This is a genomic window from Arthrobacter sp. H-02-3 (assembly GCF_003097355.1).
GTDB lineage: Bacteria > Actinomycetota > Actinomycetes > Actinomycetales > Micrococcaceae > Arthrobacter > Arthrobacter humicola.
The window spans coordinates 65,341-91,166 of sequence record NZ_PYUI01000011.1 but is presented as its reverse complement, the minus strand read 5'-3'; the positions used below and the strand labels follow the sequence as shown (position 1 = coordinate 91,166).

Below are 25,826 nucleotides of genomic sequence, written 5' to 3'. Positions count from 1 at the left end.
CACTTTCCAAGGGGTTTCTAGACCAAAGCTATGGAAAGAAGTGCACTTCTTCGCATATCCTCAATAAATGCACCCCGCCAGCTGGAACCGCCCCGCCTCAGCCGCCTCGCCTGCCGTCCCGGAGGTGGACGTCATCAGCATGGGCCGCCGTGTCCGTCATCTGCGCAAGGCTGCCGGACTCACGCTCGATGACCTGAGCGCCGCCGTCGGGACCGCTCCCAGCCAGCTGAGCCTGATCGAAAACGGTAAGCGCGAGCCGAAGCTTGGCCTGCTTCAGCAGCTCGCTGGGGCCCTCGGGGTCAGCATCGATGAACTGCTCGGGGCCGAGCCGCCGAACCGCCGCGCGGCGCTGGAAATCGAGCTGGAACGCTACCAGCGCAGCCCCATCTACGAGTCTCTCAACCTGCCGAAAATCCGTATCAGCTCGCGGCTTCCGATGGACGTGCTGGAGTCCATGGTGGGCCTGCAGCATGAACTCGAGCGGCGGCTCAACGAGCAGGTGGCGACACCGGAGGAGGCTCGCCGCGCCAACGGTGAACTGCGGGCCATGATGCGGGAACGGAACAACTACTTCCCGGAGTATGAGGCCGAGGCGCAGAAGGTCCTGGCCTCGGTGGGCCACACGAGCGGACCCCTCTCCCACCACGTCATTGCGGACATCGCCGGGCACCTCGGTTTCAGCCTCCACCACGTGGGCGATTTGCCGCATTCCACCCGCTCGGTGACGGATCTTAAGAACCGCAGAATTTACCTCACGCAGAACGCACGGAGCGACCACGACCCCCGGTCGGTGCTGTTGCAGGCCCTGGGCCACTATGTCCTGGGCCACCAGACGCCGTCGAACTACGGGGACTTCCTCATGCAGCGCGTGGCCACGAACTACTTCGCCGCCGCGCTCCTGCTCCCGGAACAGGCCACGGTGGAGTTCCTGCAGCGGGCCAAGCAGGCCAAGGAAATCGCCGTCGAGGACATCCGGGATGCTTTCGCCGTGTCCTATGAGACGGCCGCGCACCGGTTCACCAACCTCGCCACGCAGCATCTGGACCTCCGCACGCACTTCCAGAAGACCCACAAGAGCGGCATCATCTACAAGGCCTACGAGAACGACGGCGTGACGTTCCCGCAGGACCACACAGGCGCCATCGAGGGCCAGCCGTCCTGCAAGAACTGGACGTCCCGGGTGGTGTTCGACGTCCCGGACAAGTTCAGCGCGTACAACCAGTACACCGACACCCCGGCCGGGACCTTCTGGTGCACGGCCCGCACCGAACGCTCCGCCAACGGGGAGTTCTCGCTCTCCGTGGGTGTCCCGTATGCGCACGTGAAGTGGTTCCGCGGCCGCGACACCACGGAGCGGTCCAAATCCACCTGCCCGGACGAAAGCTGCTGCCGCCGCCCACCGGCATCGCTGACCGCCGAATGGGCCGGCAACGCCTGGCCCTCGGCCCGGGCCCACTCCCACCTGCTGGCCGCCATGCCGCCGGGCGCCTTTCCCGGCGTGGACGAGACCGAGGTCTACTCCTTCCTGCAGGCCCACTCCGGAAGCTGATCCTCCCCTCACGTCCTGCGGGTTTCTCCGGGACCCTCCCGTCCCGCCCGTTTACTGCCGTCGCTCCCGCATTTTCTGCGGTTCAGTGCGTCGCTCCCGCACATCTGGTGAGTGAGCGTCCGGCGGACTGTTGCGGAAGGTGAGGGAGCGTCGCCTTGGGCGTGGCTGACGGCAGGGCGGACTATATTGGCCTTTGTCAGCTCATCGACCCACCTCGCGGGAGCGTGCACCCATGGCCAAGGAACTTGCCACCCAGCTCATCGAACAACTCCAGGCTGCCGGCGTGCAGCGGATCTACGGGATCGTGGGGGACAGCCTCAACCCGATTGTCGACGCCGTCCGCAAGACCGGCGGCTCGCAGCAGGGCGGCATTGACTGGATCCATGTCCGGCATGAGGAAGCAGCCGCCTTCGCCGCGGCGGCGGAGGCCCAGCTGACCGGCCGGCTCGCGGTCTGCGCCGGCTCCTGCGGGCCCGGCAACCTGCACCTGATCAACGGGCTGTACGACGCCAACCGTTCCGGGGCGCCGGTGCTGGCCATTGCCTCGCACATCCCGAGCAAGCAGATCGGCAGCAGTTTCTTCCAGGAAACCCACCCGGACCGGCTCTTCAACGAATGCTCGGTCTATTCCGAACTGATCAGCACCGCGGAGCAGGCGCCCCGGGTCATGCACAGCGCCATCCAGCACGCTGTCGGGCTCCGGGGCGTCGCCGTCGTGACCCTTCCCGGCGACATCGCCGGCCTCGAAGCAACCGCTCCGACCCCGGCCCCGGCCGCATTCCGGCCGGCGACGCTGACCCCGGACCCCGCCAGCGTTCAAGAGCTGGCAGACGCCATCAACGCGGCGGATAAGATAGCCATCTTTGCCGGGGCCGGCGTCGAGGGCGCGCACGATGAGGTGGTGGCGCTCGCCGGACTGATCGCGGCGCCGATCGGCCATTCGCTCCGCGGCAAGGACTTCATGCAGTACGACAACGCGTATGACATCGGCATGACGGGGCTGCTGGGCTACGGCGCTGCGGCCGAAGGCATCGAGGACGCGGATCTGCTGATCCTGCTGGGCACCGACTTCCCCTATGATCAGTTCCTGCCGGCAACCCGGACGGCGCAGGTGGACCGGGCCGCCCACAAACTCGGTCGGCGGACCGACGTCGACGTCGCCGTGCACGGCGACGTCCTCCCCACGCTCGCGGCTTTGATGCCGTTGATCAAGGCCAAGAAGAGCCGGCGCTTCCTCGATGCGATGCTCAAGAAGCACGACCGTCTCATGAACAAGGCCGTGGGCGCATACACCCGGAACGTGGGCAAGAAACAGCCTATCCACCCGGAATATGCGGCCTCGCTGCTGGACCAGGTGGCGGCAGAGGACGCGATCTTCACGGCGGATACGGGCATGTGCAATGTTTGGACCGCGCGGTACATCAACCCGCTGGGCACCCGCCGGCTGATCGGCTCGTACCTGCACGGCTCCATGGCCAACGCGCTGCCGCACGCGATCGGCGCTCAGCTGGCCTACCCCGGCCGGCAGGTGGTCTCGGTCTCGGGGGACGGCGGCCTGTCCATGCTGCTGGGTGAGCTCATCACGGTCGCCGCGCACCGGCTTCCGGTCAACGTCGTGGTCTTCAACAATTCCACCCTCGGCATGGTGAAACTCGAAATGCTGGTGGACGGGCTCCCTGACTTTGGCGTGGACGTCCCCGACGCCAACTACGCCGACGTCGCCCGGGCCCTGGGGTTCCATGCCGTACGTGTCACGGACCCGTCCCGCATCGAGGCCGCGTACCGGGAAGCGTTTGCCCATCCCGGCCCGTCGCTCGTGGAGCTCATCACGGACCCCAAGGCGCTGTCCCTCCCGCCGAAGATCAAGGGCGCGCAGGTCCTGGGTTTCGCCACGGCCATGTCCAAGGTGGTCCTCAACCGGGGCGCCGGCGAGGCCGTCAGCATGGCCCGGAGCAACCTGCGCAACATCCCGCGGCGCTGAGACCCTCCGAGTTCGCCGGAAACTCTCCAGCTCGCGGGAAGTTTCCGGCGAACTGGAGAGATTCAGGCGAACTGGGCACTAACGAGACAACGGGAGTGGCAATGAAAAATCACCGCATGGCTGGAATCGGGCCAGCGCGGAGCGCCGGGGCGCTCGCCGCATACTCGCCCCCGCCACCGGCGCTGTTGACGGCCGACGGTGTGGATCGCGTCCGCGTGGACCGCTTCGCCTACGCAGCCGAGTTGGAGGCGTTCCGCGCCTCAGCCCTGACATTGGGAGCCGCTCTCCTGGCCGACGGCGGCGAAGAGTCCGCCGGAAACGTGGTGTCGTCCCCGGGCAGCCTGCTGATAGCGCTCGCAATGCTGCGGGCAGGGGCCTCCGGGGAGACCGCCGTCGAAATGGACAAGGTCCTGGGGCTCCCGGCCGGCAACCGGGATGAGGCCATGAACGCCCTTCTCGGGTTCCTGGCGGCGTACGACGGCGATCCCGGCTCGGTGGACGAAAAGGACCCGCCACGGAAGCCGGTCATGCACGCGGCCAATGGCCTGTTTGTGGACAAGGGTGTGCCAACCAGAAAGGACTACTTGGCAACCCTTGCCAAGCACTATGGCACCGGCGTGTACCCGGTGGACTTCCAAGATGAGGCCGCCACCAAGCCTGCAATCGACGCCTGGGTGAACAAGAACACCGGCGGCCGGATCAAGAAAGCGCCTGCGGAGTACGATCGCGACTGCACTTTCAGCCTCCTCAACGCCTTGTACTTCGCCGCGGCGTGGCTGTCGCCTTTCGACCCCAACGACACCCAGGACAGCCCCTTCACCAAGTCCGGTGGCGAGGAAATCAGCGTCCCGACGATGCACAACATGCTGGAGCTGGCCTATGCAGAGGGTGCCGGCTGGCGAGTCGTGGACCTGCCGTACGCAAAAGGTTTTGTCATGCGGCTGGTGCTGCCCGGTCCCGGCGAAGGGCCGGAGACCCTCACGGCCGCCACCCTAGCGGAGATTGCGGCGGCCCTGGACATGGCCCCCGAAGTCCTCGTGCTGATCTCCCTGCCCAGGTGGGACCACAAGAGCAGCTTCGACCTTCGGAAAGTGCTGGGATCCTTGGGGCTGAACACAACCCTCACCACCACCAAAGACTTCGACTCCATCCAGAGCAGACTCACTATCACCAAGGCCGCGCAGGCTGCCAGCATCACTGCCGCGGAGAAGGGGACAGTGGCCGCGGCGGTGACCCGAATTGACGGCATGGTGACCGGATTGCCGCCGGAGCCGGAACAGACCATCGACTTCGACCGGCCGTTCCACTACCAGATCGTGCACGTCGAATCCGGCCTGCCCCTGTTCATGGGAACTGTGGCCGACCCCCGGTGATGGGCGGCCCGCCTGACTCCACATCGCCGGAAACTCTCGAGTTCGCCGCAAACTTCCGGCGAACCGGAGAGTCCCCGGCGAACTCGGTGAATGGGCCGGAGGGCTCTAGCGCGGGCCGCCCTGCCAGAGGGCGTCGAACGGGGCGCCCGAGGCCACCCGGTTCCGGATCCCCGCGGTCACAAACGCCTTGGCCGTCCGGGCGGCCTCCAGCGGGGTCGCGCCTTTCGCGAGTTCGGCCGTCACCGCGGCGGCCAGCGAGCATCCGGCACCGGACACGGCCACGTCGCCCACCTTCGGGGCGGACAGGACTTCCAGGGTTTCGCCGTCGTAGTAGACGTCGACGGCGTCGGGGCCGTCCAGCCGCACGCCGCCCTTGGCGAGAACCGCGGCGCCGCTGAGCTCGTGGATGCGGACGGCGGCGGCCGTGAGGGATTCGACGTCGGTGATCTCCAGCCCGGAGAGCGACTCCGCCTCGAAGTGGTTCGGCGTGACGAAGGTGGCCAGCGGCAGGACCTGTGCCTTGAGGGCCTGATCGGTGTCCAGGGCGTGCCCCGGCTCCTGGCCCTTGCAGATCAGCACCGGATCCAGCACCACGTTGGCGAACTGCCCGTCGGACAGTGCCGCAGCCACGGTCGCAATTGTCGCGGGGCTGCCCAGCATGCCGATTTTCACGGTATCCAACACGGTCGGTGCGCCGGACGCGGCACCGTAGGCCGCCGTCGTCGCCTCCAATTGGTCCGCAATGACCTGCTGGTCAACCGGGACGAAGCGGTGGTTCCAGTTGTCCTTCGGGTCGAAGGACACGATACAGGTCAGGTTCGCGATGCCGAAGACGCCGAGTTCCTGGAACGTCTTCAGGTCGGCCTGCGCGCCGGCGCCGCCGGTCGCTTCGGAGCCTGCGATGGTCAGGGCGATGGCGGGGGAGGCAGTGGTGTCGGCAACAGCCAGGGCAGCGGAGTCGAATGCGGTAGAAGTCATGGTCCCATCCTGCCATTGGGCTAATTCCGACCGCATTGTGCTCTTGAACAGGCATTTCATGAACAGTAGGAACAACACCTGAGCGTTATTGGATCACGCAGACCACGGTGGCGGACGGTGCGCTGAGCCCCGCCGTCGTCAGGTTACTGCGCGTTGTCTGCGAACCGCAGCTGCAGGATCGTGGCGGCGACGCCTGCCACGAATGTCGCGGCAAGCACCGCGTAGCTGCCTGCCGGGAGTGAGTCGACAGGGTCGGCCACCACGCCGATCAGCAGCGGGACGATCGAGTAGGGGAACCACTCCGCCCAGCCGGTCCTGCCGAACAGATTGCCCAGGGCCAGCATCACGAGCGAGAAGGCGATGGGCGCCACCTCGCCACGGCTCAACACCGCGATCCATGCGACCACTGGTGCGAGCAGGAACGAAATCGCCGGGGCGAGCAGCACGTGTGCGATTCCGGTCGCGGCCAGCTCCGCCGAGAACCCCGGCAGGCCCATCGCCAGTCCGATCGCCAACGCCTCGACGAGGACGACGGCGACGAGCGCCATCCACCACGCCGCCGCGACCAGCAGCTTGGCGACGACGAACCAGTGACGGCCCACCGGCAGCGCGAGCATGTTCTTGGCGGTGGCGTCGCTGTACTCGCGGCCAAACAGGTAAGCGACGATGAACGCCAGCAGCAGCATCCCGCCGACGCCGAAGATCAGCGTGAGCATGTAGAAGTATGCGGGCCATGTCGCCTCGATCCCGACAAGGCTCGCTTTGGTGCCCAGAAGCCCCAGCTCAGCCGCACGCCCCGGTTCGCGGACGATCCACATGAAAAGCGCTACGCTCGGCGGCATCATCGCCAGCACCGCCAGGGTGGCCCCCGTCGCCTTGGAACGATGGAGCTTGACGAATTCGGTGGCGAGAACCTGACCGAACATCAGGCGTCCCCGCTCTTCGGGTTCTCGTCCGTGCGCGCCAGGAAGTAGCGCTCCAGATCCAGTGTGAGCAGCGCCTGCTCGCGTTCTTCGGACGTGTAGGCTTCGGTCGCGAAGGCGCGTGCCTTCGCGGCGAGTTCGTCGCGTGATGACTCCTCGATGAGCCGGCCCTCGTGGACGATGCCGATACGGTCCGCCAGGTGGGCGACCTCGGCGAGGATGTGGCTCGACATGAAGACTGTGACGCCACGATCGTCGGCAAGCGAGCGGAGCAGCTCCCTGATCTCAACGATGCCGGCAGGATCGAGCCCGTTGGCGGGTTCGTCGAGCACGAGAAGTTCGGGGGCGTGCAGCAGTGCGCGGGCGAGCGCGAGGCGCTGCTTGTTGCCGAGCGAGAGCTGCCCGGCGCGCCGGTCGGCGTACGGCCCCAGGCGCAGCAGAGCGATCGAGTCGGCGACCGTCCGGGTTGGCGAGCCGGTGAGCCGCCGCTGGATGTCGAGGTTCTCGCGCACCGTGAGGTTGGGGTAGGCGGTAGCGGTCTCGACGAGGAAGCCGACGCGCGAAAACACGTTGGTCTCGCCGGGCAGGATGCGCCGCCCGAGGACCGTCACCTCCCCGCTGCTCGGGCGGATGAGGCCGAGCAGCATGCGGATGGTGGTCGTCTTGCCCGCCCCGTTCCTGCCGAGGAACCCGTAAATCTCGCCGCGGCGGACGTCGAGGTCGAGCGAGTCGACGGCGGTGACTCCGCGGTATCGCTTGACGAGGGCACGCGTGGAAACCGCGGTGTCAGGCACGGGGCTCCTCCATGCCCCCATCCTGCCATCACGCCCGGAACGTTCACAGTGCGGGGCCCGGCAGCATCGAAGTAGCCGGAAACGTGCGAGATCGCCGTAAGTTCCCGGCGAACCGGCAGGTTGCCGGCGAACTCGCGGCTCCGGGCCGGATTCGCACCGTCGTGCCCGCACGGCCGGGTGCGAGAATGGAGGGCGGTTCGGGTGGTTCTTTTGCCCGGGCCGTCCAGTGCTAATACAGCCGGCGGACCAGCGTATTCCCTTGCGGGCGCGGGCCGCCGAGCGAACCACTACGAATGGAATGCCATGACGTCCGCCAAGACTTTCCCGGTGTCCGCGCCGCCGAAGTTCGCTTCGATCGGTTCTCCATACTTCGGCATCATGCTGGCCGTTATGGCCGTGGTGCTGATCCTGTCCAACATCGGGGCATCCAAGGGCGTGGCGATCGGCCCGATCATCACGGACGGCGGCTTCTTCCTCTTCCCGCTGGCATATATCCTGGGCGACGTCATCAGCGAGGTCTATGGCTTCAAAGTGGCCCGCAAGGCCATCGTCACCACCTTTGCACTCTCCGTCTTCGCGTCCCTCTGCTACTGGGTCATCATCGCCCTGCCGGGCTTCGGCGACGAGTACGGGGCCTCCAAGCAGGCGGCCCTGGAAGGCGCCCTCGGCCCGGTCCCGCAGATCGTGCTGGCTTCGCTGCTGGCCTTCTTTGCCGGCCAGACCATCAACTCCTGGATCCTGGTAAAGATGAAGGCGCGCACCGGGGAAAGATCCCTGTGGGCGCGCATCATGGGCTCCTCCGTGGCCGGCGAGTTCGTGGACACGCTGATCTTCTGCAGCATCGCCGCGTCCGTGATCGGAATTACCGACGTCGGGATGTTCGTGAACTATGTCCTTGTGGGCTTCCTCTACAAGACCCTCGTGGAGTTCGCCTTCGTACCGCTGACCACGCTCGCCATCGGCTGGGTGAAGAAGCGCGAACCGAGCTACGGCGCTTAGGCAGCCGCCGTCGTGCCCGACGCCGTTCCGTTCCGTGGCCCAGTTCGCCGGAAACCTGCGGGGGCGCCGTAAGTTTCCGGCGACGTCGAGGGCGTCCGGCGAATTCGCGACTCACGGGCGTGTCAGGCGTGCGGGCGGCCGGCTAAAGCACGAAGCAGCCGGTTCCTGAATTCCTGCTCGCGGAAGAGGTGTTCCCACTCAACGCGGATGAACCGCCAGCCCTCTTCAGCCAGGGCTTTCTCCCGGCGCCGTTCCTCGAAGAGCACCTCGGCTGTGGGCCTGTAGTCGAAGTACTTGGTCTTGCCGTCGAACTCGAGGGCTACCTTCTCCTCTTTCCACGCAAAGTCCAGACGGTGGCGCCCGGCGCGGCTTGATACTTCCACTTGCAGCTCAGGAGGCTTGATCCGAAGCCGGTGGATCAGCTCGCGGGTCAGGGTTTCGCCCGCAGATTCGGACCGTGGATCCGCCGTGATGAGGACGCGACGGAACGTCCGGATCCCCCGGCGGCCATCCAGTGCGTCCGCCATGGTCTGCAGGGCTACTCGATCCGCACCCAGGCGAAGCGCGTGGTCGGTGAGGATCAAGGCCTGCCTGTAGCGCAGCATCATGGCGCAGTCGGCAACCGTCCGTTCCAGAGACGTCGTCCGCAGGCCGCGGACAATGGCGGCGTCGTGTTCGGTAAAGGGACGTGTGTGGCACCGGACGTCCCTGCCGTGGCGCTCGTTCGACGGGCGCACTTTCTGCAGGACGTGGATGGCGTCATCCACGTTCCAGAGGAACAGGCTGCGGAGGCGCGCTGCGGACGTGTGACTGTACAGGAAGGTGCCCGTCGACGTCGTACGTGTTCCGTGGGCGTGCGCGAAGATGCGCTGCCTGCTCCGGACGTCCGGGGACTGGGCGTTCCAGAGGCTGGCGCGGATGTAGCAGCCGTGCCGGAGCCGGACGAGGGCGCCCGAATCCAGGAGGGATCGGATGGTCCGCGAGCCGTAGCCGAGGTCGAGCAGTTCTTCTGTGCGCCAGAGATTGCCCGTCGGGGGCAGTTGCAGCGAGGGGTTTTGCGACATGGCTCCAGCGTCCAGTACCGCCGACGCGCCCGGGAGGCTCCGCCGTCGCTATGTGGATAACGGCGATGTGGATAACGGCGGGGTCGCCGGAAAGCTGCGGGGGTCGCCGGGGATTTACGGCGAATTCGGGCCTTTCCGGCGAGTTCGACGGCGGCCCGGAACGGGACGCGCCGGTATCAGCCGGAAACGCGCGCCGTCGTGCCCCGGACGATCAGGGCCGGCTCGATCAGCTTGCGCTCAGGCTCGAGGGCCGGGTCCTGGATCCGGGCCAGCAGGGTGTTGGCCACATCGACGCCGACGACGTCGCTGCGGTTGTCGACAGACGTGATGTCCAGGTACCGCGACTTGGCCAGTTGGGAATTGTCGTAGCCGATCACGGAGAGGTCTGCCGGAACGGACAGGCCGCGCGCCTTGGCCGCGGCGAGGGCGCCCAGGGCCATGGTGTCGTTGGCTGCGAACAAGGCAGTCGTGTCCGGGTGGTGGTCAAGAATCCAGCAGGCGGCCGCGTAGCCGTCCTCCTCCGAGGTCCCCTGCGATTCGCCGGCGATCCGATGCTCGACGCCGGCCTTCGTGATGCCGCTGCGGAAGCCCTCGCGCCGGTGGGCGGCAGCTCCGCCGGAGCCCGAGAGGTGTCCGATCCGCGTGTGGCCGAGCCCCAGCAGGTGGTCCGCCGCCATGCGGCCGCCGCCGTCGTCGTCATTGGTAATGAGGCTGGCGCCGGCAGGAACACCGTTGCGCCAGCCGGCGACGACGGCCGGAACCCAGGTCCCCGCCATCATCGACTCGCTCGGCTCGGCCGCGATGACAAGGCCCTCGACGTGCATGGACAGCAGACCGTCCGCGGCTTCGGTGATGCGGTTCTCGCCCGGGCGGGAATCCGCGAGGGTGACCTGGTAGCCGTGGGGGGAGAGAGCGGATTCCATGCCGCGCAGGAGGTCCACGAACCAGAGGTTCCGGAAGTCGTCAATGACCAGTCCGATGCTTTTCGTCTGGCTGCTGGCAAGCGTGGTCGCTGCCCGGCTCGGGCGGTATCCTAGCTCTGACATGGCCGCCCGGACGGCCTCGCGGCGCTTCTCGCTGACTTTCGACGGGTTTTGAAGCACGAGGGAAACCAGCGACGGGGAGACGCCGGCGCTCTTGGCGACGTCGTAGATCGTCGGGCGGCGGGTTCGAGAGGTGTTCAGCGTCATCTGCAGAGCCTTTCATGTCTCATTCGAGGATAGCCGTCTAACCATTGACAGGACATATTCACATAGCTACGCTTCTTATCAGCGCTAATTTTTGTAGCGCTCCAATTTTCTAGAGTCGGGCCGTCGGCCTGGCAATTTCAAAGGAGAAATCGATGGCTGACAGTTTAGGAGTTGCCGTAATCGGCGCCGGAATGGCAGGAAAGGCGCATGCGGCCGCGTACCGTACGGCGTCCACGCTGTACAGCCCGGTTCTTCCTTCCATCCGGCTGGTCTCCATCGGCGATGTCAACGCCGAGTTCGGCTCCCTTGCGGCGAAGCGTTTTGGCTACGAACGCAATGACACCTCCTGGCAGGCGATCGCCGCGGCCGATGACATCGACGTCGTGAGCGTCGTGATCGCGAACTCCCTCCACCGGGAAGTCGTGGAGGGCCTGCTGGCCGCCGGGAAGCACGTGCTGTGCGAAAAGCCGCTGAGCGACTCGATCGAGGACGCCCGCGCCATGGCCGAGGCAGCCCGCAACGCCAGCTCGATCGCGCGCATCGGGTTCACCTTCCGCCGCACCCCGGGCATCGCCTACATCCGCGACCTCATCCGCAACGGCGTCCTGGGCAACGTCCTGCACTTCAGTGGGCGCTACTGGACCGACTACGGGTTCAGCCCTTCGGCCCCCATGAGCTGGCGCTACAAGGGCGGCCCGGGCTCCGGCGCGCTGGCCGACGTCGGGAGCCACCTCACGTACGTCTCCGAATTCCTCTGCGGTGACATCAAGTCCATCAGCGGCGGGCACCTCAGCACCGTGATCGACAAGCGCCCGCTCCCGCTCGCCGCGGTCATGGGCCACGACCACGTCGCTGTCAGCGACACCTTCGAGCCGGTCGAAAACGACGACTACGCGGCGTTCTCCGCAGAGTTCGAAAATGGCGCCGGCAGCTTTGAAGTCTCCCGCGTTGCCGCCGGACACGCCAACAGCCTCCAGTTTGAAGTGTTCTGCGAGAACGGCGCCGCCAAGTTCGACCAGCGCCGCCCCGCCGAAATCCAGCTGTTCCTCAACGATGGCTCCGGCAACGAGAACGGCTACCGCCAGGTCATCCTCGGCCCTGGCCACCCCTACATCGCCGGCGGCCTGGCCATGGACGCCCCTGAAGTGGGCTTCGGACAGAACGACGCCTTCGGCTACCAGGCCCGGGCGTTCCTGGAGGAAGTTGCCGGTCTCAGCGAGGCGGAGTCGCTGCCGCGCTGCGCCACGTTCGACGAGGGCGTGCGGAACATGGAACTGCTCGGCGCGGTCACCGAATCGGCGCTCAACAACGGAAAGAAAATCACGCTATGAAACTCGGCGTCTACAACGCAATCCTGCACGACCGGCCGCTTCCCGAGGCCCTCAAGGTCATCGCCGACCTCGGACTGACCGGCATCGAAATCAACACCGGCGGATTCCTGCCGGCCGTCCATGTGCCCACCATGGACCAGATCCTCGAAAGCGATACGGCCCGTGATGACTACCTCGCGATTTTCGAGGGGAGCGGAGTCTCGATTGCGGGCCTGAACTGCAACGGCAACCCGCTGCACCCCAAGCGGGAGATCGGCGAGAAGCATGCCGAGGACATCCGCCGCTCCATCCGGCTGGCGCACCGGCTGGGACAGGACCGGGTGGTGACCATGTCCGGCCTTCCCGGCGGCGAACCGGGTGCCACCACGGTCAACTGGGTGGTCAACGCCTGGAACTCGGCCGCCCTGGACGTGCTGGACTACCAGTGGGGCATCGCCGCCGACTTCTGGAAAGAAACCGACCGCCTCGCCGCCGACCACGGCGTGAAGGTTGCCCTTGAACTGCACCCGCAGAACATCGTGTTCAACACCGCCGACGTCCGCAAGCTCATTGAGCTGACCGGCGCCACGCACGTGGGCGTCGAGCTGGACGCCTCGCACCTGTTCTGGCAGCAGATGGATCCGGTCGCGGTGGTGCGCGAACTCGGTCCGCTGGTCTTCCAGGCAGCCGCGAAGGACGTCCGAGTGAACACGGAGAACGCCGCGCTCTACGGTGTCCTCGACAACAGCTTCCGCCGGCTGTCCCCGGAGGAAAACCGCACCAACCTCGGCGGCGACGAGTGGGCCAACGAGTGGCCCAAGAACTCCGCCTGGGACTTCGTGGCCCTGGGCCGCGGGCACGACACCGCCTACTGGACGGAGTTCCTGCGCGCGCTCTACGAAGTTGACCCGAACATGCTCGTCAACATCGAGCACGAGGACACCTCCCTGGGCCGGATTGAGGGCCTCCAGGTGGCGGCCAAGGTCCTGCGGGACGCCGACGCGGCGCTCTCGGCGTCGCTGCACCTCACGAACTGACCGTCGTTCGATCAATACCCCGAGGTCGCCGGAAAGCGCCGGGTTCGCCGTAAGAGACCGGCGAACGGGCAGCTTTCCGGCGAATTCGACGGCGGTGCGGACAGCGCCCGGAGTAGGGGCCGCCGTCGTGCGGTGATGGCGAGGTCGCCGGAAAGCTGCGGGATCGCCGGAACGTTACGGCGACCTCGAGAGGTTCCGGCGAATTCGACGCCGGGTCCGGAACGTTGCGGCGACCTGGACGGCGTCAGCGGAACCTAGGAGTAGTACCGGCCCAGGGTCTCGGCCTTGAAGTCGAAGAAGTTGCCCGACTCGATGGCCAGGCGCGCATCGTCCACCATCTTTACCACGAAGCGCTCGTTGTGGATCGAGATCAGCGTCGCCGAGACCATCTCCTTGGCCTTGAACAAGTGGTGGATGTAGGCCCGCGAATAGTTCAGGCAGGCGTAGCAGTCGCAGTCTTCCTGGAGCGGTCCGAAGTCGCGCTTGTACTTGGCGCCGGAGAGGTTGAACCGGCCGGTGGGGTGATAGAACGCCGAGTTCCGGGCCACCCGGGTGGGGGAGACACAGTCGAACGTGTCCGCGCCGTTCTCAATTGCGGTGAAGATATCGTCGGGTTCGGAAATGCCCAGGAGGTGCCGCGGCTTGTTCTCCGGCAGCTCCTCATTGCACCAGCGCACGATCGTGCCGAGGTTCTCTTTCTCGAGTGCGCCGCCGATGCCGAAGCCGTCGAAGTTCATGGCGCCGAGGTCGCGGCAGGCCTTGCGGCGCAGGTCCTCGTACTGGGCGCCCTGGATCACCCCGAACAGCGCCTGGTAGGGCTTCCCGACGCGCTCGGATGTGAGCCGGAAGTGCTCGGTGATGCAGCGTTCGGCCCAGCGCCGGGTGCGCTCCAGCGACTCCTCCTGGTAGCCGCGGGAGTTCTGCAAGGTGGTGAGCTCGTCGAAGGCGAACATGATGTCCGCACCGATCTGGTGCTGGACGTTCATGGAGATCTCGGGGCTGAACCGGTGCCGGTCGCCGTTGAGGTGGCTCTTGAACCACACGCCTTCCTCATCGACGTGGGCCAGGCGTTCCTTGCCGGGGGCTACGGCGTCGTCCGGCCCTGAATGGTCCACCGATTTCATGTCGATGACCTTCTTGAACCCCGAGCCCAGGCTCATCACCTGGAAGCCGCCGGAATCGGTGAACGTGGGCCCGCGCCAGTTCATGAAGGCGCCCAGCCCGCCGGCCTCGTCCAGAATGTCCGCGCCCGGCTGCAGGTACAGGTGGTACGCGTTGGCCAGCACGGCCTGCGCGCCGAGCTCGGCGATGGATTCCGGCAGCACGGACTTGACCGTGGCTTTGGTGCCGACGGCGATGAACGCCGGAGTCTGGATCTCGCCGTGCGGGGTGGCGATGGTGCCGGTCCGGCCCAGGAACTCCCCGCCGTTGGCGGCGATCTGACCGGCCGACGGCGGGCACGCCTCACTCAGGCGCTTGCCCACACGGAAGGAGAACTCGGACTGCCGGGCAGGCGCGGGCGGCAAAGAATCAGAGACAGGATTGGCTGGCACGGTTCAAGTGTGCCAGCTAACGCCGCCTAAGCCTTAGTGGACGGGATCCGATGTGGGGTAGTTCTCAGCCCGCCATTTGTCCCAGTAATTGCGGATCGCGTCCAGCTGGTGGGCCCCGAGGTCATAGGTGGAGACGATCGCCAGGGATCCGCCGTCGGGCCGGACGTCCGCGATGGCGGGCTGGTCCGCCACGATCAGCAGGCCCTCGCCGTGCTCGGCGTAGTTGTGGACCGTCAGGCCCACTTGGTGATTGCTGCGGAACCAGACCTTGCCGGAGATCTCCTCGCCCGTGGGCAGGGTGAGCGAATACGGGTCCCCGGGCGCCGGGACGTCGCTGAGCCCGAGGTTTTCTATCGCCGAGCCGCCGGTGCCGGGCACGGAGAAGAAGAAGGTCCGGCGTTTGCCGTGCGGGTGCCGTTCCAAGGCGAAGCGCAACTGATGGAGGAAGGTCAGCCAGCCTTGGGTGATGTCCTCGTCCCAGGCGGCCCATTCGGAATTGTGGTCGATCGCCGCCCGGGTGACGCTGACTTCCGTGCCCGTGGGGACAGGTTTCAAGGTGAAGACGTCTCCGCCGTCGACCACCAGGGAGGTGTGGTCCGCGCCTTCGACCACATTGGGGCCGAAGTAGATTTCGTTGATTTCGGCCTCTTGGTCATCGGCGTTCCAGCCGTGCCATTGGGCGATTCTGGCGGGTTCGCGCAGCATGGTCCAAACTTGCTGCGCGTCCGAATTGATCACAACGCTCAGATTGTTCGTCATGGGGTGAATCTACAACGCCAGGCCCCGAACGGGTAGGGGCGAACGGGTGGGCAGGACCGGCTGGGACCGGAGAAGATTGGCTGGGCCGGATGGGAACGATCGCGAGGCCCTTAGGGGCGGACGGATTCCAGCTCGTTGCCGATCCGGCGTTCCAGCTCGGCGGCGCCGATGGTTTCAGAGCCGCCGTGCGCGCGCAGGAACAGGAGCGCCTCGAGCCGGAGCAGCCGCCATTCGCGTTCCGCATCAGGGTTTGAGTTGTCGATCGAGCGGAAGATTTCCTTGTCGTACAGATTGGGCTCGTTGAGCGAGCGTTGACGCACCTTGGCGTTGATCCTGGCCTTGAACGGGTCTGCTTCCATGGCCTCCGGCGCGCGAAGGAATTTCTCGTAGATTCCGGCGCGCTCGTCCTGCCCCAGCTGGCGGCATATGTAGCTGGAGAGCGCCAAGGACGCCTCCACCGAGGCCCAGCGGCCAGGGTTGCCGTCGAACGGCAGGACGTTGAGCAGGTCCGCGACCGCCAGGGCGTTTTCGGCGTCTTTGAGCATGACGAAGAGCTCGTGGGCGAGGTCGCTGAGGTCCTTCAGGCAGCTCCCGGACTTGGTGTTGATTCCCTTGGCAAGCCGTTCGCTGAGCAGGAGCACGCCGACGGCGCCCGGATGGGCCTCTGCCACCGCCTCCACCACGGATTCCGGTGTGCCGTCCGGTGCCGGGATGAGCGCCAGGTCCGTCTCGCTGGGTCCGCTCACCGCGGGCGGCACCAGGGGCAGCGGAGGAACGACGACGCCGGGCGCCGCCGCCTCGGAGCCCTCCTGGCCCGGGGCAGGGGCCGCGCCGTCATCGGAGGTATCGGCGTCGGATGCGCTGGCATCGGAAGTAGCGGAACCTGTATTCGGGGGTGCTGTATCGGCGGTGCCGGCGGCCGCGAAATCAGTGAACTCCGCGGCTTCCGTCGTGTCCTCCGTGTCAATCTCAGCCGTCTCCGCGTCGTCCGTGATCCTCACCGTTGATCCTGCCGCGATCCGCAGCACACCGCCGCCGCTGAGGGTCGCCAGAACCATGGCGGGCGTGCCGAAATCGTCGGTTTCGACGTCCACCTGATGGACCTCGGCGGAGCGGTTTCCATCGGGCAGAATCAGGTGATCGCCGGCCCGTAGAGATCCAGCCTGAAGTTCACTGTGGTTCCGGGAGGCTGGGGGGTGGGTCATCGGGAGTCCTTAAAGTTCTCTTGCAGTCCGCCCAACAGTCTACAAAATCAGGTGCCCGAAGTCGGGGACGCTGCTGTTGCCCCGAGCGTCCCCGGGGCGGCGCCGGACCCAGGGGAACCGGCTAGTTGCCGACTCCCGCGAAAGCCAGCGCCTGCCGGATCAGGGCACCGCGGCCGCCGCTGAATTCAAGCTGCACGTCCGAGCTCATGACCTCCTGCGGGGTCATCCAGGTCAGTTCCAGGGCGTCCTGCCGCGGGGAGCATTCTCCCGTGACGGGAATGATGTACGCCAGGGCGACGGCGTGCTGGCGGTCATCGGTGAAGCCTGTGTGCGACGGCGACGGGAAGTACTCGGCCACGGTGAACGGCACGGGGCTGACCGGCAGTTGCGGGAAGGCGAGCGGGCCCAGGTCCTTCTCCATGTGGCGGAGGAGCGCGGCGCGGATGGTCTCGCGATAGAGCACGCGGCCCGAAACCAGGGAGCGGACCATGGTGCCGTCCGCGTCGGCCTGCAGGAGGGTGCCGACCTCGTTAACAAACCCCAGCGGATCCAGCCGGACCGGAACGGCCTCGACGTAGACCATCGGCAGCCTTCCCCGCGCTTCGAACAAGTCGTCGTCGGAGAGCCAGCCGGGATTCGGGTCAGGGGTGCGCACATTCATGGTTAAGTTCTACCCCATCCCTGACCCGTTCCCCGCGCCGCGCCTCAGATCGGGGATATTGTTTGTGCCCCAGGTAGGTGCACCGCGCGGACGGGATCCGGCACATAGAGTCCTGCCGCGCTCAGCTCTCCGCGGGTGCCGAGGAAATCCAGAGCGGCGGGTGGGCGGCCACTCCGTCCGCATCGGGGTTGACCACGTGCAGGGTCGGGATGGCAGCTTCCTCAATGATCGCCGCCTCGTGACCCGCCTCGTTCAGCCGCTCATGCAGGGCGTCAAAGTCGCCGGCGTATTCGAAGCCGAAGCCGGCACGTGCGGTCCCGGCGCCTGCACCGACCATCAAGATCCCGCCGTTCTTCGCCGTGAACGCTTCGGACTCCGCTGTGTCAGCGCCGCTGCCCGGGACCGGCCGGGGCCGGGCACCGATATCGCGCAGCGTTTGCGCCGCCGCAACGGCGTTTTCGGAGAACCAGACGCCGACGACGGCGAGGCCCGGGTCCGCTTCCGCCGACCCGCCCCAGCTGCCGTCGGCATCGCGCGTGGCCGGGTCCGCGAGGAAAGTGAAACCGTCGGCAGCGGTGATACGGCAGGAAGACCCGTGGTCCGCTTCGATGAGTTCCGCGGTGGTGCCGCCGGCCGGGCCGGGACCGCCCTGCGCCCCCGCCTCCGTGGTCCGCCGGGCGAATTCCTTCAGATCGCCCACTTCGACGCCGAAGGATGTGGTGCCGTCCTCTGCGGAGCCCTGCTCGACGAAGTGAAGGGCGAGGCGGCCGGAACCGGCGTCGAACACCCGCCAGGTGGGCTCGTCTACGGTCTTGACTAGGCCCAGATCGGTGAGCAGCCGCTCCCATTCATCAAGGCGGGAAGTGAAGTGGATCGGGCGGACGCGCAGCATCGTTGCTCCTCGGGTGGTCACGGGTTTCGGTTCGCAGGGATATCGTCCCACCAAAGCGGTACTTGTGGTCAGGTCCGAAGGGCACAATAGGGCCATGGCTGTTGAACTGGAGGAATTGCTGGTCAAGGATGCCGCCGCGTGGCGTGCCTGGCTGGAGCGGCATCACGCGCAGAGCCCCGGCGTATGGCTGGTGCTGCACAAGAAAGGCGGCTCGGTGACCGAGCTGGATTACGAGGCCGCGCTGCAGGAGGCGCTGTGTTTTGGCTGGATCGACGGGCAGGGCCGACGGCGGGACGAGGAGAGCTCCTGCCAGCGGATGACACGGCGCGGACCCAAGAGCGTGTGGTCCGCGCGGAACGTGGAGCGGGTTGAACGTCTCGAGTCGGCGGGGCGGATGGCTCCGGCCGGACAGGCCGCCGTCCTCAGCGCCAAGGAGGACGGGCGCTGGGAGGCCGCCTATTCGGGCGCGGCCACGGCAGAGGTCCCGGAAGACCTCGCCGCGGCCATCGCGGCGGAGCCCCGGGCGCAGGCAATGTTCGAGGTCCTGACCTCGGTGAACCGGTATGCCCTGATCTATCGCACGAACGGGGTTAAGCAGGCCGCTACGCGAGAGAGGAAGATCGCCGGGTTCGTTGAGATGCTCGCCCGGTTCGAAACGCCGTACCCGCAGACCAAGCGGCCCCGGGAAGAGTAACACCTGCCCCTGTGGCCCCGGCAGCCCCCGCCGCGGATCCCAGAGAACTCCCAGAAACCGTTCGGGTTACGGGTAGTTGCCGCTGGCAGGATGGGGCGATGCTCCCTGCCCAGCGTGCTCCGCGACCCTCCGCCCGCCCGCCGCTGCCGTCCCAGCGGCGGCTCTTCTTCGTGGCCGCGGGCTTGCTGGTCGCGGGGGAGACGATCTTCTGGACCATGCTTGCCGCGGTGCAGTCGAACAGCGGTGCCGCTGCCTTGGACGGGCCCGTGCACGACGGGCTCGTGGCGTCCCGGAACCCGCTGGCCACCTCCATCCTGACGGCCGTGACCACGGTGACGTCGCCACTGTGGATGACCGTGATCGGCTGCATGCTGGCCCTGGCATGGGCGGCGTGGAAACGGGAAATCTGGCGTCCGGCCCTGCTGGTCGGTGCCATGGCGGCAGCCCTTGCAGTGTCCACTCTGATCAAGCACGACGTCGCCCGCCCCCGGCCAGCCGCCAGCGATTTCATGCTGGGCCCGGACGACGCCCTGTCATTCCCCTCGGGCCATACGTTCGGCGCAGGCGTCTTCCTGTGCGTTCTGAGCTACCTGCTGGTGACGGCCCGCGGCACGCGGACGAGCAAACGAACGACGTCGGCGCTCGGCTTCGCGGCCGCGGCCGCCGGGACGCTGGTGGTCGCCTTCAGCCGGCTATACCTGGGCTATCACTGGCTGACGGACGTGCTCGCCTCCATCGGCCTGGCGCTCGCCGTCACCGGGACCGTCATCCTGGCCGACGGGCTGCGCACCGCCAGGGCCGCCCGGCTGCCGGCGCCGGCCGTCCCCGCCGCGCAGGCGGCAATGCCGGCTCCGGCGTACGCGGCGCAGGAGTACCCGTCAGAAGACGGCCCGTTAGAGCCCGACGCCCATCGCCTGGGCGATCACCACCGCCGAGGCTGAGGACCACGCCTGCGGGTGGCACGACGCCGGGTACGGCACCGCGACCCCCGAGTCCTCGGCCCGCACCCCGGCGAACACCTCCGGCAGCCGGTGCCCGAACGAGGCTGCCGCGCCGAGCAGGCCATCGGCCAGGGTCCGTGCCTCGGGGATGAACCCGTCGGCCAGGAGGCCGCGGATTGCGATGGCGGTGTCGTGGCTCCACACGGATCCGCAGTGGTAGCTGAAGGGCCAGAACCCCGCGGCACGCCGGGAGATCGTGTGCACGCCGTAGCCGGAGAACAGCTCCGGGCTCACCAGCCGGTCAGCCACGATCCGGGCTTCGGCCGCATCCAGGATGCCCGTGCCCAGCAGGTGTCCCATATTCGAGCCCGGGATGTCCAAGGGAACCCCGTGCCCGTCCAGGGCCATGGCCGGAAAGGGCCCGGCGTCGTCGTCAACCCAGAAGCGCTCCCGGAACCTGAGCCGGAGGGCGGCAGCAAAGTCCCGCAGCGCCGGGCCGCCGGGTTCCCCGTAGGCGTCGAACAGCTCGGCCGTCTGCAGGGCCGCCTGGTACGCGTAGCCCTGCACCTCGGAAAGGGCGATCGGCCCCTCCGCCTGCCGGCCGTCGCGGAACTGCATGGCATCCCGGGAATCCTTCCAGCCCTGATTGCTCAGGCCGTGCCCGGTCGCGTCCCGGTAGCTAAGGAACCCGGCGTTGTTGCCCGCTCCCGCGCCGGCGGCGAGCAGCCAGTCCGCGGCGCGTGCCGCATTCGGCAGCAGCGACCGGATAACGGCGTCGTCCGGCCCGGCGCGCCAGAGTTCACCGAGCAGGCAAAGCCACAGCGGGGTGGAATCCACGGCGCCGTAGTACACCGGAGGCAGGCGCAGGCCCTGGCTCTCGAGCACGAGTTCCTTGGAGCGCAGCTCGTGCAGGATCTTGCCGGGTTCCTCGGCAGCCGCAGGGTCAGTCCGGGTGCCCTGGAAGGCCGCCAGGGCCCGCAGCGTGCCCGCGGCAAGCCCGGTCTCCATCCCGGTGTCCAGTGGCAGCAGCAGCCGCGCCGCCCACAGCGAGTCGCGCCCGAACAGTGTGAAGTACCAGGGCGCCCCGGCGGCGATGAAAGGAGCGTGCGGAAGCTGGCGGGTGGCCAGCCGGAGCCCGGCCACTTCATCCAGGGAGTTGTCCAGGAGCAGGCCCAGGGCCCCGGCCGGTCCGGTCCGCGGCGGCCGCGGGGCGGGCGGCCGCGCCGCCACCACGGCGTCGTCATCGTCGGTCAGGACGGCGTGCCATTCGGCCTCGAACGGCCGGCCCCGGCCCAGGCTCCCGCGCCAGGCCAGCCGGCCCTCCGGGGTCACAGCACCGGGCGCCGCCACCGCGAGGCTCTTCCCGCCCTCCCGCCAGCGTAACGCCGACTGGTCGGCCGAGACCGGCGCGGACGCGTCGCGGAAGCGGCTGAGCCGGATCTGGGCCATGTCGGTGAAGTCGGCGGCCAGCTCAACGTCGATCTCGACGTCGAGGGAATCCAGTGACGTGCGCAGCTGCAGGGCATGCCGCACCACTCCGGGCGTCACGGTCCAGATCTGGACAAGCTCGACGGCGGGATCTTCTGTGGGCCCCGGGATGCCCCGGACGAGTCCCCGCACGCGCAGGACGCCGCCGGGCTGGGTCTCGACGGTGGCCGGTTCTGGCTCCAGGCCGTTGACACGTACGAGGGCGCGGCAGAGCATCCGGGTGTCGCCGTGAAGGAGCCCGGTGAACCCGGCTGGATCGGTGGACCCGCCGGCCGGATCGCCGGACTGCCCGGCTGACTGCCCGGACTGCCTGGCGCCTGGCGGGTTGGACTCGCCGGCCAGGCGGCCGTCGGGATCGAGCCACAGCTGCGTCGGGGCGGCAACGGAGCAGTGCTGGCGGTGCAGGCCTGGCTGAACAGTCATTCGCCCACCCTATGCCGGGGCCCACGGAGGGCTCAATGTCCTATTGGACCGGCGCGTCGTCCATCGGGAACGCCACGGCCTCGCCCACCACGCGCAGCCTCAGCTCGGTGCCGGGGCGGGCGATGGAGGCGTTCCAGTGCCGGATGGTGATGATTTCCCCGCCGCCGGGGTAGCGGTGGTCCGGGACGGCGCCGGCGGCAAGGACCGGCGGGACGGGGAGCTGGAGCCGGACGGTGGTCTCGGGGCCGAAGTAGTCGGTGTCCACCACGGTGCCGCGGATGGGGCCGTCCTCGGAAATGCGGATCTGCTCCGGCCGCAGCATCAGCTGGACCCGGCCCTGCGCCGGCGGGCGTCGCACGGGGATCCCGCCGAGCGAACACGTGGCCAGGGAACCTTCCATCCAGGCATCCAGGATGACGGCGTCACCGAGGAACTCCGCGGTGGCGCGGTCTGCCGGGCGTGTGTAGACGACGAACGGGTTGCCGATCTGGGCCAGCTTGCCGCCGCGCATCACGGCCACCTGGTCGGCGAAGGACAACGCCTCGGCCTGGTCGTGCGTGACGAGGATCGTGGTGACCCCGGCGTCCTTCAGGACCTGGCCCACCGCGCGGCGGGTCGCCACCCGCAGGCCGGCGTCCAGAGCGGAAAACGGCTCGTCCAGGAGCATGAGCTCGGGCTCGCGGGCGAGCGCCCGGGCCAGCGCGACGCGCTGCTGCTGGCCGCCGGAGAGCTGGTGTGGGCGGCGCTTGGCCATGGACGGGTCCAGCGAGACCATTTCCAATAGTTCGCTCACCCGCGCCTTGACGCCGCTGCGTCCGCCGGGGAGTTTGCCGCTGTCCAGGCCAAAGGAGATGTTCTGGCCCACGGTCAAGTGCGGGAACAGGGCGCCGTCCTGGGCCACGTAGCCGACGTGGCGCTTGTGGGCCGGGACCCAGGCGTCCTCTCCCGCCACCTTGCTGCCGTTGAGCGAGATGGTGCCGGTATCGGGGTGTTCGAAGCCGGCGATCAGCCGCAGGAGGGTGGTCTTGCCGGAACCGGACGGTCCCACGATCGCCGTCGTTCCGCCCTTGGCGACGGAGAGGTTGACGCCTTTGAGTACCGCCTGGGGCCCGAAGTTCTTGGTGACCGCGTCGATTTCCAGGTGGCTGTTGGTGCTGGGCGCCACGGACGCCGCGATCCGCGGCTCGGGGAGACGGGAGGGTGCCTCGTGCGGAGGGTAAAAATCGGTCACTGTCCGGCCACTTTCTTGGACTGCTGGAAAAGGAGATAGGTCATGGGCGCCGAGATCAGGATCATCAGGAGCGCATACGGAGCGGCGCCGGCGTAGTCAATCTCGCTGCTCTTGCTCCAGAACTCGGTGGCGAGCGTGCGGGTCCCGTTGGGGGAGAGCAGGAGGGTGGCCGTGAGCTCGTTGACGATCCCTAGGAACACCAGTGCCGCGCCGCCGGCCGCGGCGGGGGCCGTGAGGCGCAGCGTCACACGGAGGAACGCCAGCAGGGGCGGCTTGCCGAGCGCCTGCGCGGCCTCGTCGAGTTCCTTCGGCGCCTGGGCCAGCCCGGAGCGGAGGTTCACCAGGGCCCGGGGCAGGAACAGCAGCACATAGGCCGCGATCAGGAGTCCCGAGGTCTGGTACATGTTGGGGAGCATCCGGATGCTTACGGTCACGAACGCCAGGCCCACCACAATCCCCGGCATGGAGCTGGTGATGTAGTTGGAGAGCTCCAGGGACTTGCTGAACCACCCCGGACGCCGCACGGCAAGGTAGGCCATGGGGAACGCGACCAAGGTGGTGACCACGGCCGCGGCGATGCCGTAGGCGAGGGTCTGCAGCAGGGCCGGCATGAACTCCTCCGCGGCCCAGACATCCGGCCCGCCGGCGATGACCCAGCGCAGCACGAACGTCAGCGGCAGGCCGAACGCCAGCGCAGTGAGGGCGATCAGGGACAGCTGGGCGGGGACCTGATACGCGTGCAGGGGCAGCCGCAAGGCGCGCGCCTGGGCACCCGAGCCGATCCTGGCGTACCGGGCGCTGCCGCGGCTGCGGACCTCCACGAGCAGCAGGATCAGGCACAGGAAGACCAGGACGCTGGCGAGCATGTTCCCGGCGGTGCCGTTGAAGGTGGACTGGTACTGCACCATGATCGCGGTGGTGAAGGTGTCAAAGCGGATCATCGCGAAGGCCCCGTATTCGGCCAGCAGGTGCAGCGCGACCAGCAGCCCTCCGCCGGTCATGGCGATGCGCAGCTGCGGCAGCACCACGCGGAAGAAGGCGCGCCAGGCGCCGAGGCCGAGGGACGCGGCGGACTGTTCGATGGCCGGGTCCAGGCGGCTGAGGGTCGCGGCGGCCGGGATGTAGACGAGGGGGAAATAGGACAGGGTGGCGATCAGGACCCCGGACCACAGCCCGCCGAGGGAGGGGACCGCGGAAACCCAGGCATAGCTGTTGACGAAGGCGGGGATGGCCAGCGGGGCCGCGAGCAGCACAGCCCACCACTTCCGGCCCACCAGGCTGGTGCGTTCCACGAGCCAGGCGCCGCCCACGCCCAGAATCAGGCACAGGGGCACCGTCACCACGGTCAGGAGCACGGTGTTCAGCAGCAGTTCGCCCACCCGAGGGCGGAAGATCAGGGAGACTGCGGTGTCCCACCCGGTGGCGGCCGTCATGACGATCACGTAGGCCAACGGCACGAGGGAGAACAAGGCGATCAGCACCGCCACAATGGACACAACAGAGACGCCGAAAGGCGGGCGGGGGCGCTTGCCCCTGCCCGCCGTCGTCGTGTCAGTCGTCAAATCACCGGATGGACTTGGGACCGCCAGCTTGTTAGTCACTGCCGTTACAGCAGCCCTGCCTGGGTCATCAGTTCGGTGACCTTGGCGGAATTGAGCTTGGCCGGATCCACGGTGGGTGCCTGCAGATCCTTGAGCGGTACGAGCTTTTCGTTGGACGGGACGCCTGAGGCGACGGCGTATTCGAAGGAGGTGCCCTTCTGGAGCACTTCCTGGCCCTTCTTGCCGGTGATGAACTTTAGGAAGGCCTGGGCGGCCGCTGCGTTCTTCGAGGACTTCAGTACGCCGCCGCCGGAGACGGAGACGAAGGCGCCGGGGTCCTGGTTCTTGAAGTAGTACGGCGTGACGTTATTGGAGTTCTCGCCGGTCTTGGCCTGGTCGCCGTAGTAGTAGTAGTGGTAGATCAGGGCGGCGTCCACCTCGCCGGCGTTGACGGCCTTCATGGCCGTGCTGTTGCCCTTGTAGGCCTTGGAGTTTTCCTTCATGCCCTTGAGCCATTCCTGGGTCGCGGCTTCGCCCTTGAGTTCCAGCAGGGCCGAAACGATTGCCTGGAAGTCGGCGCCCGACGGCGAGGCGGCCCAGTGGCCCTTCCACTCGGGGTTGGCCAGGTCCAGCATCGACTTGGGCAGCTTGTCCGGGCTGATCTTGTTCTTGTCGTAGACCAGCACCGTGGAGCGTGCCGCGATGCCGGTCCACTTGTTGGTGGAGGGGCGGAATTCGGCGGGGACCTGATCCACGGTGGCTTTGTCCACGTCCGCGAAGAGGCCGGCGTTTTCCACCTGGGCCATGGCGGGCGAGTTCTCAGTAAGGAAGACATCCGCCGGCGACGCCTGGCCTTCCTGGACGATCTGGTTGGACATCTCGGTGTCGTCGCCCTGGCGCAGGGTGACCTTGATGCCGGTTTCCGCGGTGAAGGCGTCCACCCACTCCTTGGTCAGGGACTCGTGCTGGGCGTTATAGACCGTGATCTCACCCGACGGGGTGCCGCCGGCGGCTGCGCTGCTGCCGGCCGGGGAGGATGAACCGGAGCCGCAGGCGGCCAGGCCCAGGGCGGCAGTGGCGGCCAGGGCGATGCCCGCCAGTGCGTTGGTGCGGATCTTCATGGGGCTACTTTCTGCAAGGAAGTCGTCGTAGGTGCCCTGACCCCCGTGAGCGGGGAAGTTAGGGCATGCTCACTAAGAAAGACTGTAGGTTAGCCAAACCTAAGCAACCAACCTGAGAG

22 protein-coding genes are annotated in these 25,826 nt (G+C 67.5%); 8 read left to right on the top strand and 14 right to left on the bottom strand.

The window, feature by feature from the left end; genetic code table 11:
- Window positions 1-67 precede the first annotated feature (67 nt).
- The 3 genes from C9424_RS12315 to C9424_RS12305 all read left to right on the top strand — a co-directional run bounded on the left by C9424_RS12315 (window position 68) and on the right by C9424_RS12305 (window position 4,903).
- Window positions 68-1,549, top strand: coding sequence for a helix-turn-helix domain-containing protein (locus tag C9424_RS12315; RefSeq protein ID WP_116767119.1), 1,482 nt, complete (start codon window positions 68-70; stop codon window positions 1,547-1,549).
- Window positions 1,550-1,781: 232 nt separating this feature from the next.
- Window positions 1,782-3,530 (top strand): pyruvate dehydrogenase, encoded by a 1,749-nt coding sequence (locus tag C9424_RS12310; RefSeq protein WP_116767118.1) that lies wholly within the window; start codon window positions 1,782-1,784, stop codon window positions 3,528-3,530.
- A gap of 116 nt (window positions 3,531-3,646) precedes the next feature.
- The gene (locus C9424_RS12305; protein WP_116767117.1) at window positions 3,647-4,903 is read left to right on the top strand and encodes a serpin family protein; all 1,257 of its coding nucleotides are present in this window, start codon (window positions 3,647-3,649) and stop codon (window positions 4,901-4,903) included.
- 105 nt (window positions 4,904-5,008) lie between these two features.
- Here C9424_RS12305 and C9424_RS12300 read toward each other — a convergent pair whose 3' ends face one another.
- The 3 genes from C9424_RS12300 to C9424_RS12290 form a co-directional block, all read right to left on the bottom strand.
- Window positions 5,009-5,881: a hydroxymethylpyrimidine/phosphomethylpyrimidine kinase gene (locus C9424_RS12300; RefSeq protein ID WP_116767116.1), complete on the bottom strand. Its 873-nt coding sequence runs from the start codon at window positions 5,879-5,881 to the stop codon at window positions 5,009-5,011.
- A gap of 143 nt (window positions 5,882-6,024) precedes the next feature.
- Window positions 6,025-6,807 (bottom strand): ABC transporter permease, encoded by a 783-nt coding sequence (locus tag C9424_RS12295; protein WP_116767115.1) that lies wholly within the window; start codon window positions 6,805-6,807, stop codon window positions 6,025-6,027.
- The gene (locus C9424_RS12290) at window positions 6,807-7,619 is read right to left on the bottom strand and encodes an ABC transporter ATP-binding protein (protein ID WP_116767114.1); all 813 of its coding nucleotides are present in this window, start codon (window positions 7,617-7,619) and stop codon (window positions 6,807-6,809) included. The genes C9424_RS12295 and C9424_RS12290 overlap by 1 nt, the downstream gene beginning before the upstream one ends.
- A gap of 282 nt (window positions 7,620-7,901) precedes the next feature.
- Here C9424_RS12290 and C9424_RS12285 point away from each other — a divergent pair, with 282 nt between their 5' ends.
- Entirely contained in the window at window positions 7,902-8,597 is a 696-nt protein-coding gene (locus tag C9424_RS12285) for a queuosine precursor transporter (RefSeq protein ID WP_116767113.1), read from the top strand.
- A gap of 122 nt (window positions 8,598-8,719) precedes the next feature.
- On the opposite strand, the gene C9424_RS12280 is transcribed toward C9424_RS12285, so the two are convergent.
- On the bottom strand, window positions 8,720-9,661 hold the full coding sequence (locus C9424_RS12280; protein WP_116767112.1) for a type IV toxin-antitoxin system AbiEi family antitoxin domain-containing protein: 942 nt from the start codon (window positions 9,659-9,661) through the stop codon (window positions 8,720-8,722).
- Window positions 9,662-9,837: 176 nt separating this feature from the next.
- The gene (locus C9424_RS12275; protein ID WP_116767111.1) at window positions 9,838-10,851 is read right to left on the bottom strand and encodes a LacI family DNA-binding transcriptional regulator; all 1,014 of its coding nucleotides are present in this window, start codon (window positions 10,849-10,851) and stop codon (window positions 9,838-9,840) included.
- A gap of 152 nt (window positions 10,852-11,003) precedes the next feature.
- Between C9424_RS12275 and C9424_RS12270 the strand changes: the two genes are divergently transcribed.
- Window positions 11,004-12,182 carry a Gfo/Idh/MocA family protein gene (locus C9424_RS12270; protein WP_116767110.1) on the top strand — a complete coding sequence of 393 codons (1,179 nt, stop codon included), beginning with the start codon at window positions 11,004-11,006 and terminating at the stop codon, window positions 12,180-12,182.
- Window positions 12,179-13,198 (top strand): sugar phosphate isomerase/epimerase family protein, encoded by a 1,020-nt coding sequence (locus C9424_RS12265; RefSeq protein WP_116767109.1) that lies wholly within the window; start codon window positions 12,179-12,181, stop codon window positions 13,196-13,198. The genes C9424_RS12270 and C9424_RS12265 overlap by 4 nt, the downstream gene beginning before the upstream one ends.
- 254 nt (window positions 13,199-13,452) lie before the next feature.
- On the opposite strand, the gene tgt is transcribed toward C9424_RS12265, so the two are convergent.
- From tgt to C9424_RS12240, 5 genes are all read right to left on the bottom strand, one after another.
- The gene (gene tgt, locus C9424_RS12260) at window positions 13,453-14,751 is read right to left on the bottom strand and encodes a tRNA guanosine(34) transglycosylase Tgt (protein WP_116767108.1); all 1,299 of its coding nucleotides are present in this window, start codon (window positions 14,749-14,751) and stop codon (window positions 13,453-13,455) included.
- Window positions 14,752-14,784: 33 nt separating this feature from the next.
- Window positions 14,785-15,510 carry an SRPBCC domain-containing protein gene (locus tag C9424_RS12255; protein WP_116767107.1) on the bottom strand — a complete coding sequence of 242 codons (726 nt, stop codon included), beginning with the start codon at window positions 15,508-15,510 and terminating at the stop codon, window positions 14,785-14,787.
- 110 nt (window positions 15,511-15,620) lie between these two features.
- Window positions 15,621-16,715, bottom strand: a complete 1,095-nt coding sequence (locus C9424_RS12250; RefSeq protein ID WP_116767106.1) for a DUF6707 family protein — start codon at window positions 16,713-16,715, stop codon at window positions 15,621-15,623.
- A gap of 121 nt (window positions 16,716-16,836) precedes the next feature.
- Window positions 16,837-17,376, bottom strand: coding sequence for an NUDIX hydrolase family protein (locus C9424_RS12245; protein WP_091255041.1), 540 nt, complete (start codon window positions 17,374-17,376; stop codon window positions 16,837-16,839).
- Between the two features lie 121 nt (window positions 17,377-17,497).
- A complete protein-coding gene (locus C9424_RS12240) occupies window positions 17,498-18,289 on the bottom strand; it encodes a VOC family protein (protein WP_337189823.1) in 792 nt (263 codons plus the stop codon).
- 73 nt (window positions 18,290-18,362) lie between these two features.
- Between C9424_RS12240 and C9424_RS12235 the strand changes: the two genes are divergently transcribed.
- Window positions 18,363-18,962 (top strand): YdeI/OmpD-associated family protein, encoded by a 600-nt coding sequence (locus C9424_RS12235; RefSeq protein ID WP_116767104.1) that lies wholly within the window; start codon window positions 18,363-18,365, stop codon window positions 18,960-18,962.
- Window positions 18,963-19,060: 98 nt separating this feature from the next.
- Window positions 19,061-19,903: a phosphatase PAP2 family protein gene (locus C9424_RS12230; protein ID WP_116767103.1), complete on the top strand. Its 843-nt coding sequence runs from the start codon at window positions 19,061-19,063 to the stop codon at window positions 19,901-19,903.
- Here the strand turns inward: C9424_RS12230 and C9424_RS12225 are convergent.
- From C9424_RS12225 to C9424_RS12210, 4 genes are all read right to left on the bottom strand, one after another.
- Complete coding sequence (locus C9424_RS12225) at window positions 19,856-21,814, bottom strand: glycogen debranching N-terminal domain-containing protein (protein WP_116767102.1); 1,959 nt, start codon at window positions 21,812-21,814, stop codon at window positions 19,856-19,858. The two genes, C9424_RS12230 and C9424_RS12225, sit on opposite strands and share 48 nt — an antisense overlap.
- 40 nt (window positions 21,815-21,854) lie before the next feature.
- On the bottom strand, window positions 21,855-22,991 hold the full coding sequence (locus C9424_RS12220) for an ABC transporter ATP-binding protein (RefSeq protein ID WP_202615851.1): 1,137 nt from the start codon (window positions 22,989-22,991) through the stop codon (window positions 21,855-21,857).
- Window positions 22,992-23,041: 50 nt separating this feature from the next.
- Window positions 23,042-24,541, bottom strand: coding sequence for an ABC transporter permease (locus C9424_RS12215; protein WP_116767101.1), 1,500 nt, complete (start codon window positions 24,539-24,541; stop codon window positions 23,042-23,044).
- 110 nt (window positions 24,542-24,651) lie between these two features.
- Window positions 24,652-25,707 carry an iron ABC transporter substrate-binding protein gene (locus tag C9424_RS12210; RefSeq protein ID WP_116767100.1) on the bottom strand — a complete coding sequence of 352 codons (1,056 nt, stop codon included), beginning with the start codon at window positions 25,705-25,707 and terminating at the stop codon, window positions 24,652-24,654.
- Window positions 25,708-25,826: the final 119 nt, after the last annotated feature.

What these genes read in the sequence shown, in the direction of transcription:
- C9424_RS12315 (WP_116767119.1), top strand. Translation starts at nt 68, where the DNA reads ATGCACCCCGCCAGCTGGAACCGCCCCGCCTCAGCCGCCTCGCCTGCC.
- C9424_RS12310 (WP_116767118.1), top strand. Translation starts at nt 1,782, where the DNA reads ATGGCCAAGGAACTTGCCACCCAGCTCATCGAACAACTCCAGGCTGCC.
- C9424_RS12305 (WP_116767117.1), top strand. Translation starts at nt 3,647, where the DNA reads ATGGCTGGAATCGGGCCAGCGCGGAGCGCCGGGGCGCTCGCCGCATAC.
- C9424_RS12300 (WP_116767116.1), bottom strand. Translation starts at nt 5,881, where the DNA reads ATGACTTCTACCGCATTCGACTCCGCTGCCCTGGCTGTTGCCGACACC.
- C9424_RS12295 (WP_116767115.1), bottom strand. Translation starts at nt 6,807, where the DNA reads ATGTTCGGTCAGGTTCTCGCCACCGAATTCGTCAAGCTCCATCGTTCC.
- C9424_RS12290 (WP_116767114.1), bottom strand. Translation starts at nt 7,619, where the DNA reads ATGGGGGCATGGAGGAGCCCCGTGCCTGACACCGCGGTTTCCACGCGT.
- C9424_RS12285 (WP_116767113.1), top strand. Translation starts at nt 7,902, where the DNA reads ATGACGTCCGCCAAGACTTTCCCGGTGTCCGCGCCGCCGAAGTTCGCT.
- C9424_RS12280 (WP_116767112.1), bottom strand. Translation starts at nt 9,661, where the DNA reads ATGTCGCAAAACCCCTCGCTGCAACTGCCCCCGACGGGCAATCTCTGG.
- C9424_RS12275 (WP_116767111.1), bottom strand. Translation starts at nt 10,851, where the DNA reads ATGACGCTGAACACCTCTCGAACCCGCCGCCCGACGATCTACGACGTC.
- C9424_RS12270 (WP_116767110.1), top strand. Translation starts at nt 11,004, where the DNA reads ATGGCTGACAGTTTAGGAGTTGCCGTAATCGGCGCCGGAATGGCAGGA.
- C9424_RS12265 (WP_116767109.1), top strand. Translation starts at nt 12,179, where the DNA reads ATGAAACTCGGCGTCTACAACGCAATCCTGCACGACCGGCCGCTTCCC.
- C9424_RS12255 (WP_116767107.1), bottom strand. Translation starts at nt 15,510, where the DNA reads ATGACGAACAATCTGAGCGTTGTGATCAATTCGGACGCGCAGCAAGTT.
- C9424_RS12250 (WP_116767106.1), bottom strand. Translation starts at nt 16,715, where the DNA reads ATGACCCACCCCCCAGCCTCCCGGAACCACAGTGAACTTCAGGCTGGA.
- C9424_RS12245 (WP_091255041.1), bottom strand. Translation starts at nt 17,376, where the DNA reads ATGAATGTGCGCACCCCTGACCCGAATCCCGGCTGGCTCTCCGACGAC.
- C9424_RS12235 (WP_116767104.1), top strand. Translation starts at nt 18,363, where the DNA reads ATGGCTGTTGAACTGGAGGAATTGCTGGTCAAGGATGCCGCCGCGTGG.
- C9424_RS12230 (WP_116767103.1), top strand. Translation starts at nt 19,061, where the DNA reads ATGCTCCCTGCCCAGCGTGCTCCGCGACCCTCCGCCCGCCCGCCGCTG.
- C9424_RS12225 (WP_116767102.1), bottom strand. Translation starts at nt 21,814, where the DNA reads ATGACTGTTCAGCCAGGCCTGCACCGCCAGCACTGCTCCGTTGCCGCC.
- C9424_RS12210 (WP_116767100.1), bottom strand. Translation starts at nt 25,707, where the DNA reads ATGAAGATCCGCACCAACGCACTGGCGGGCATCGCCCTGGCCGCCACT.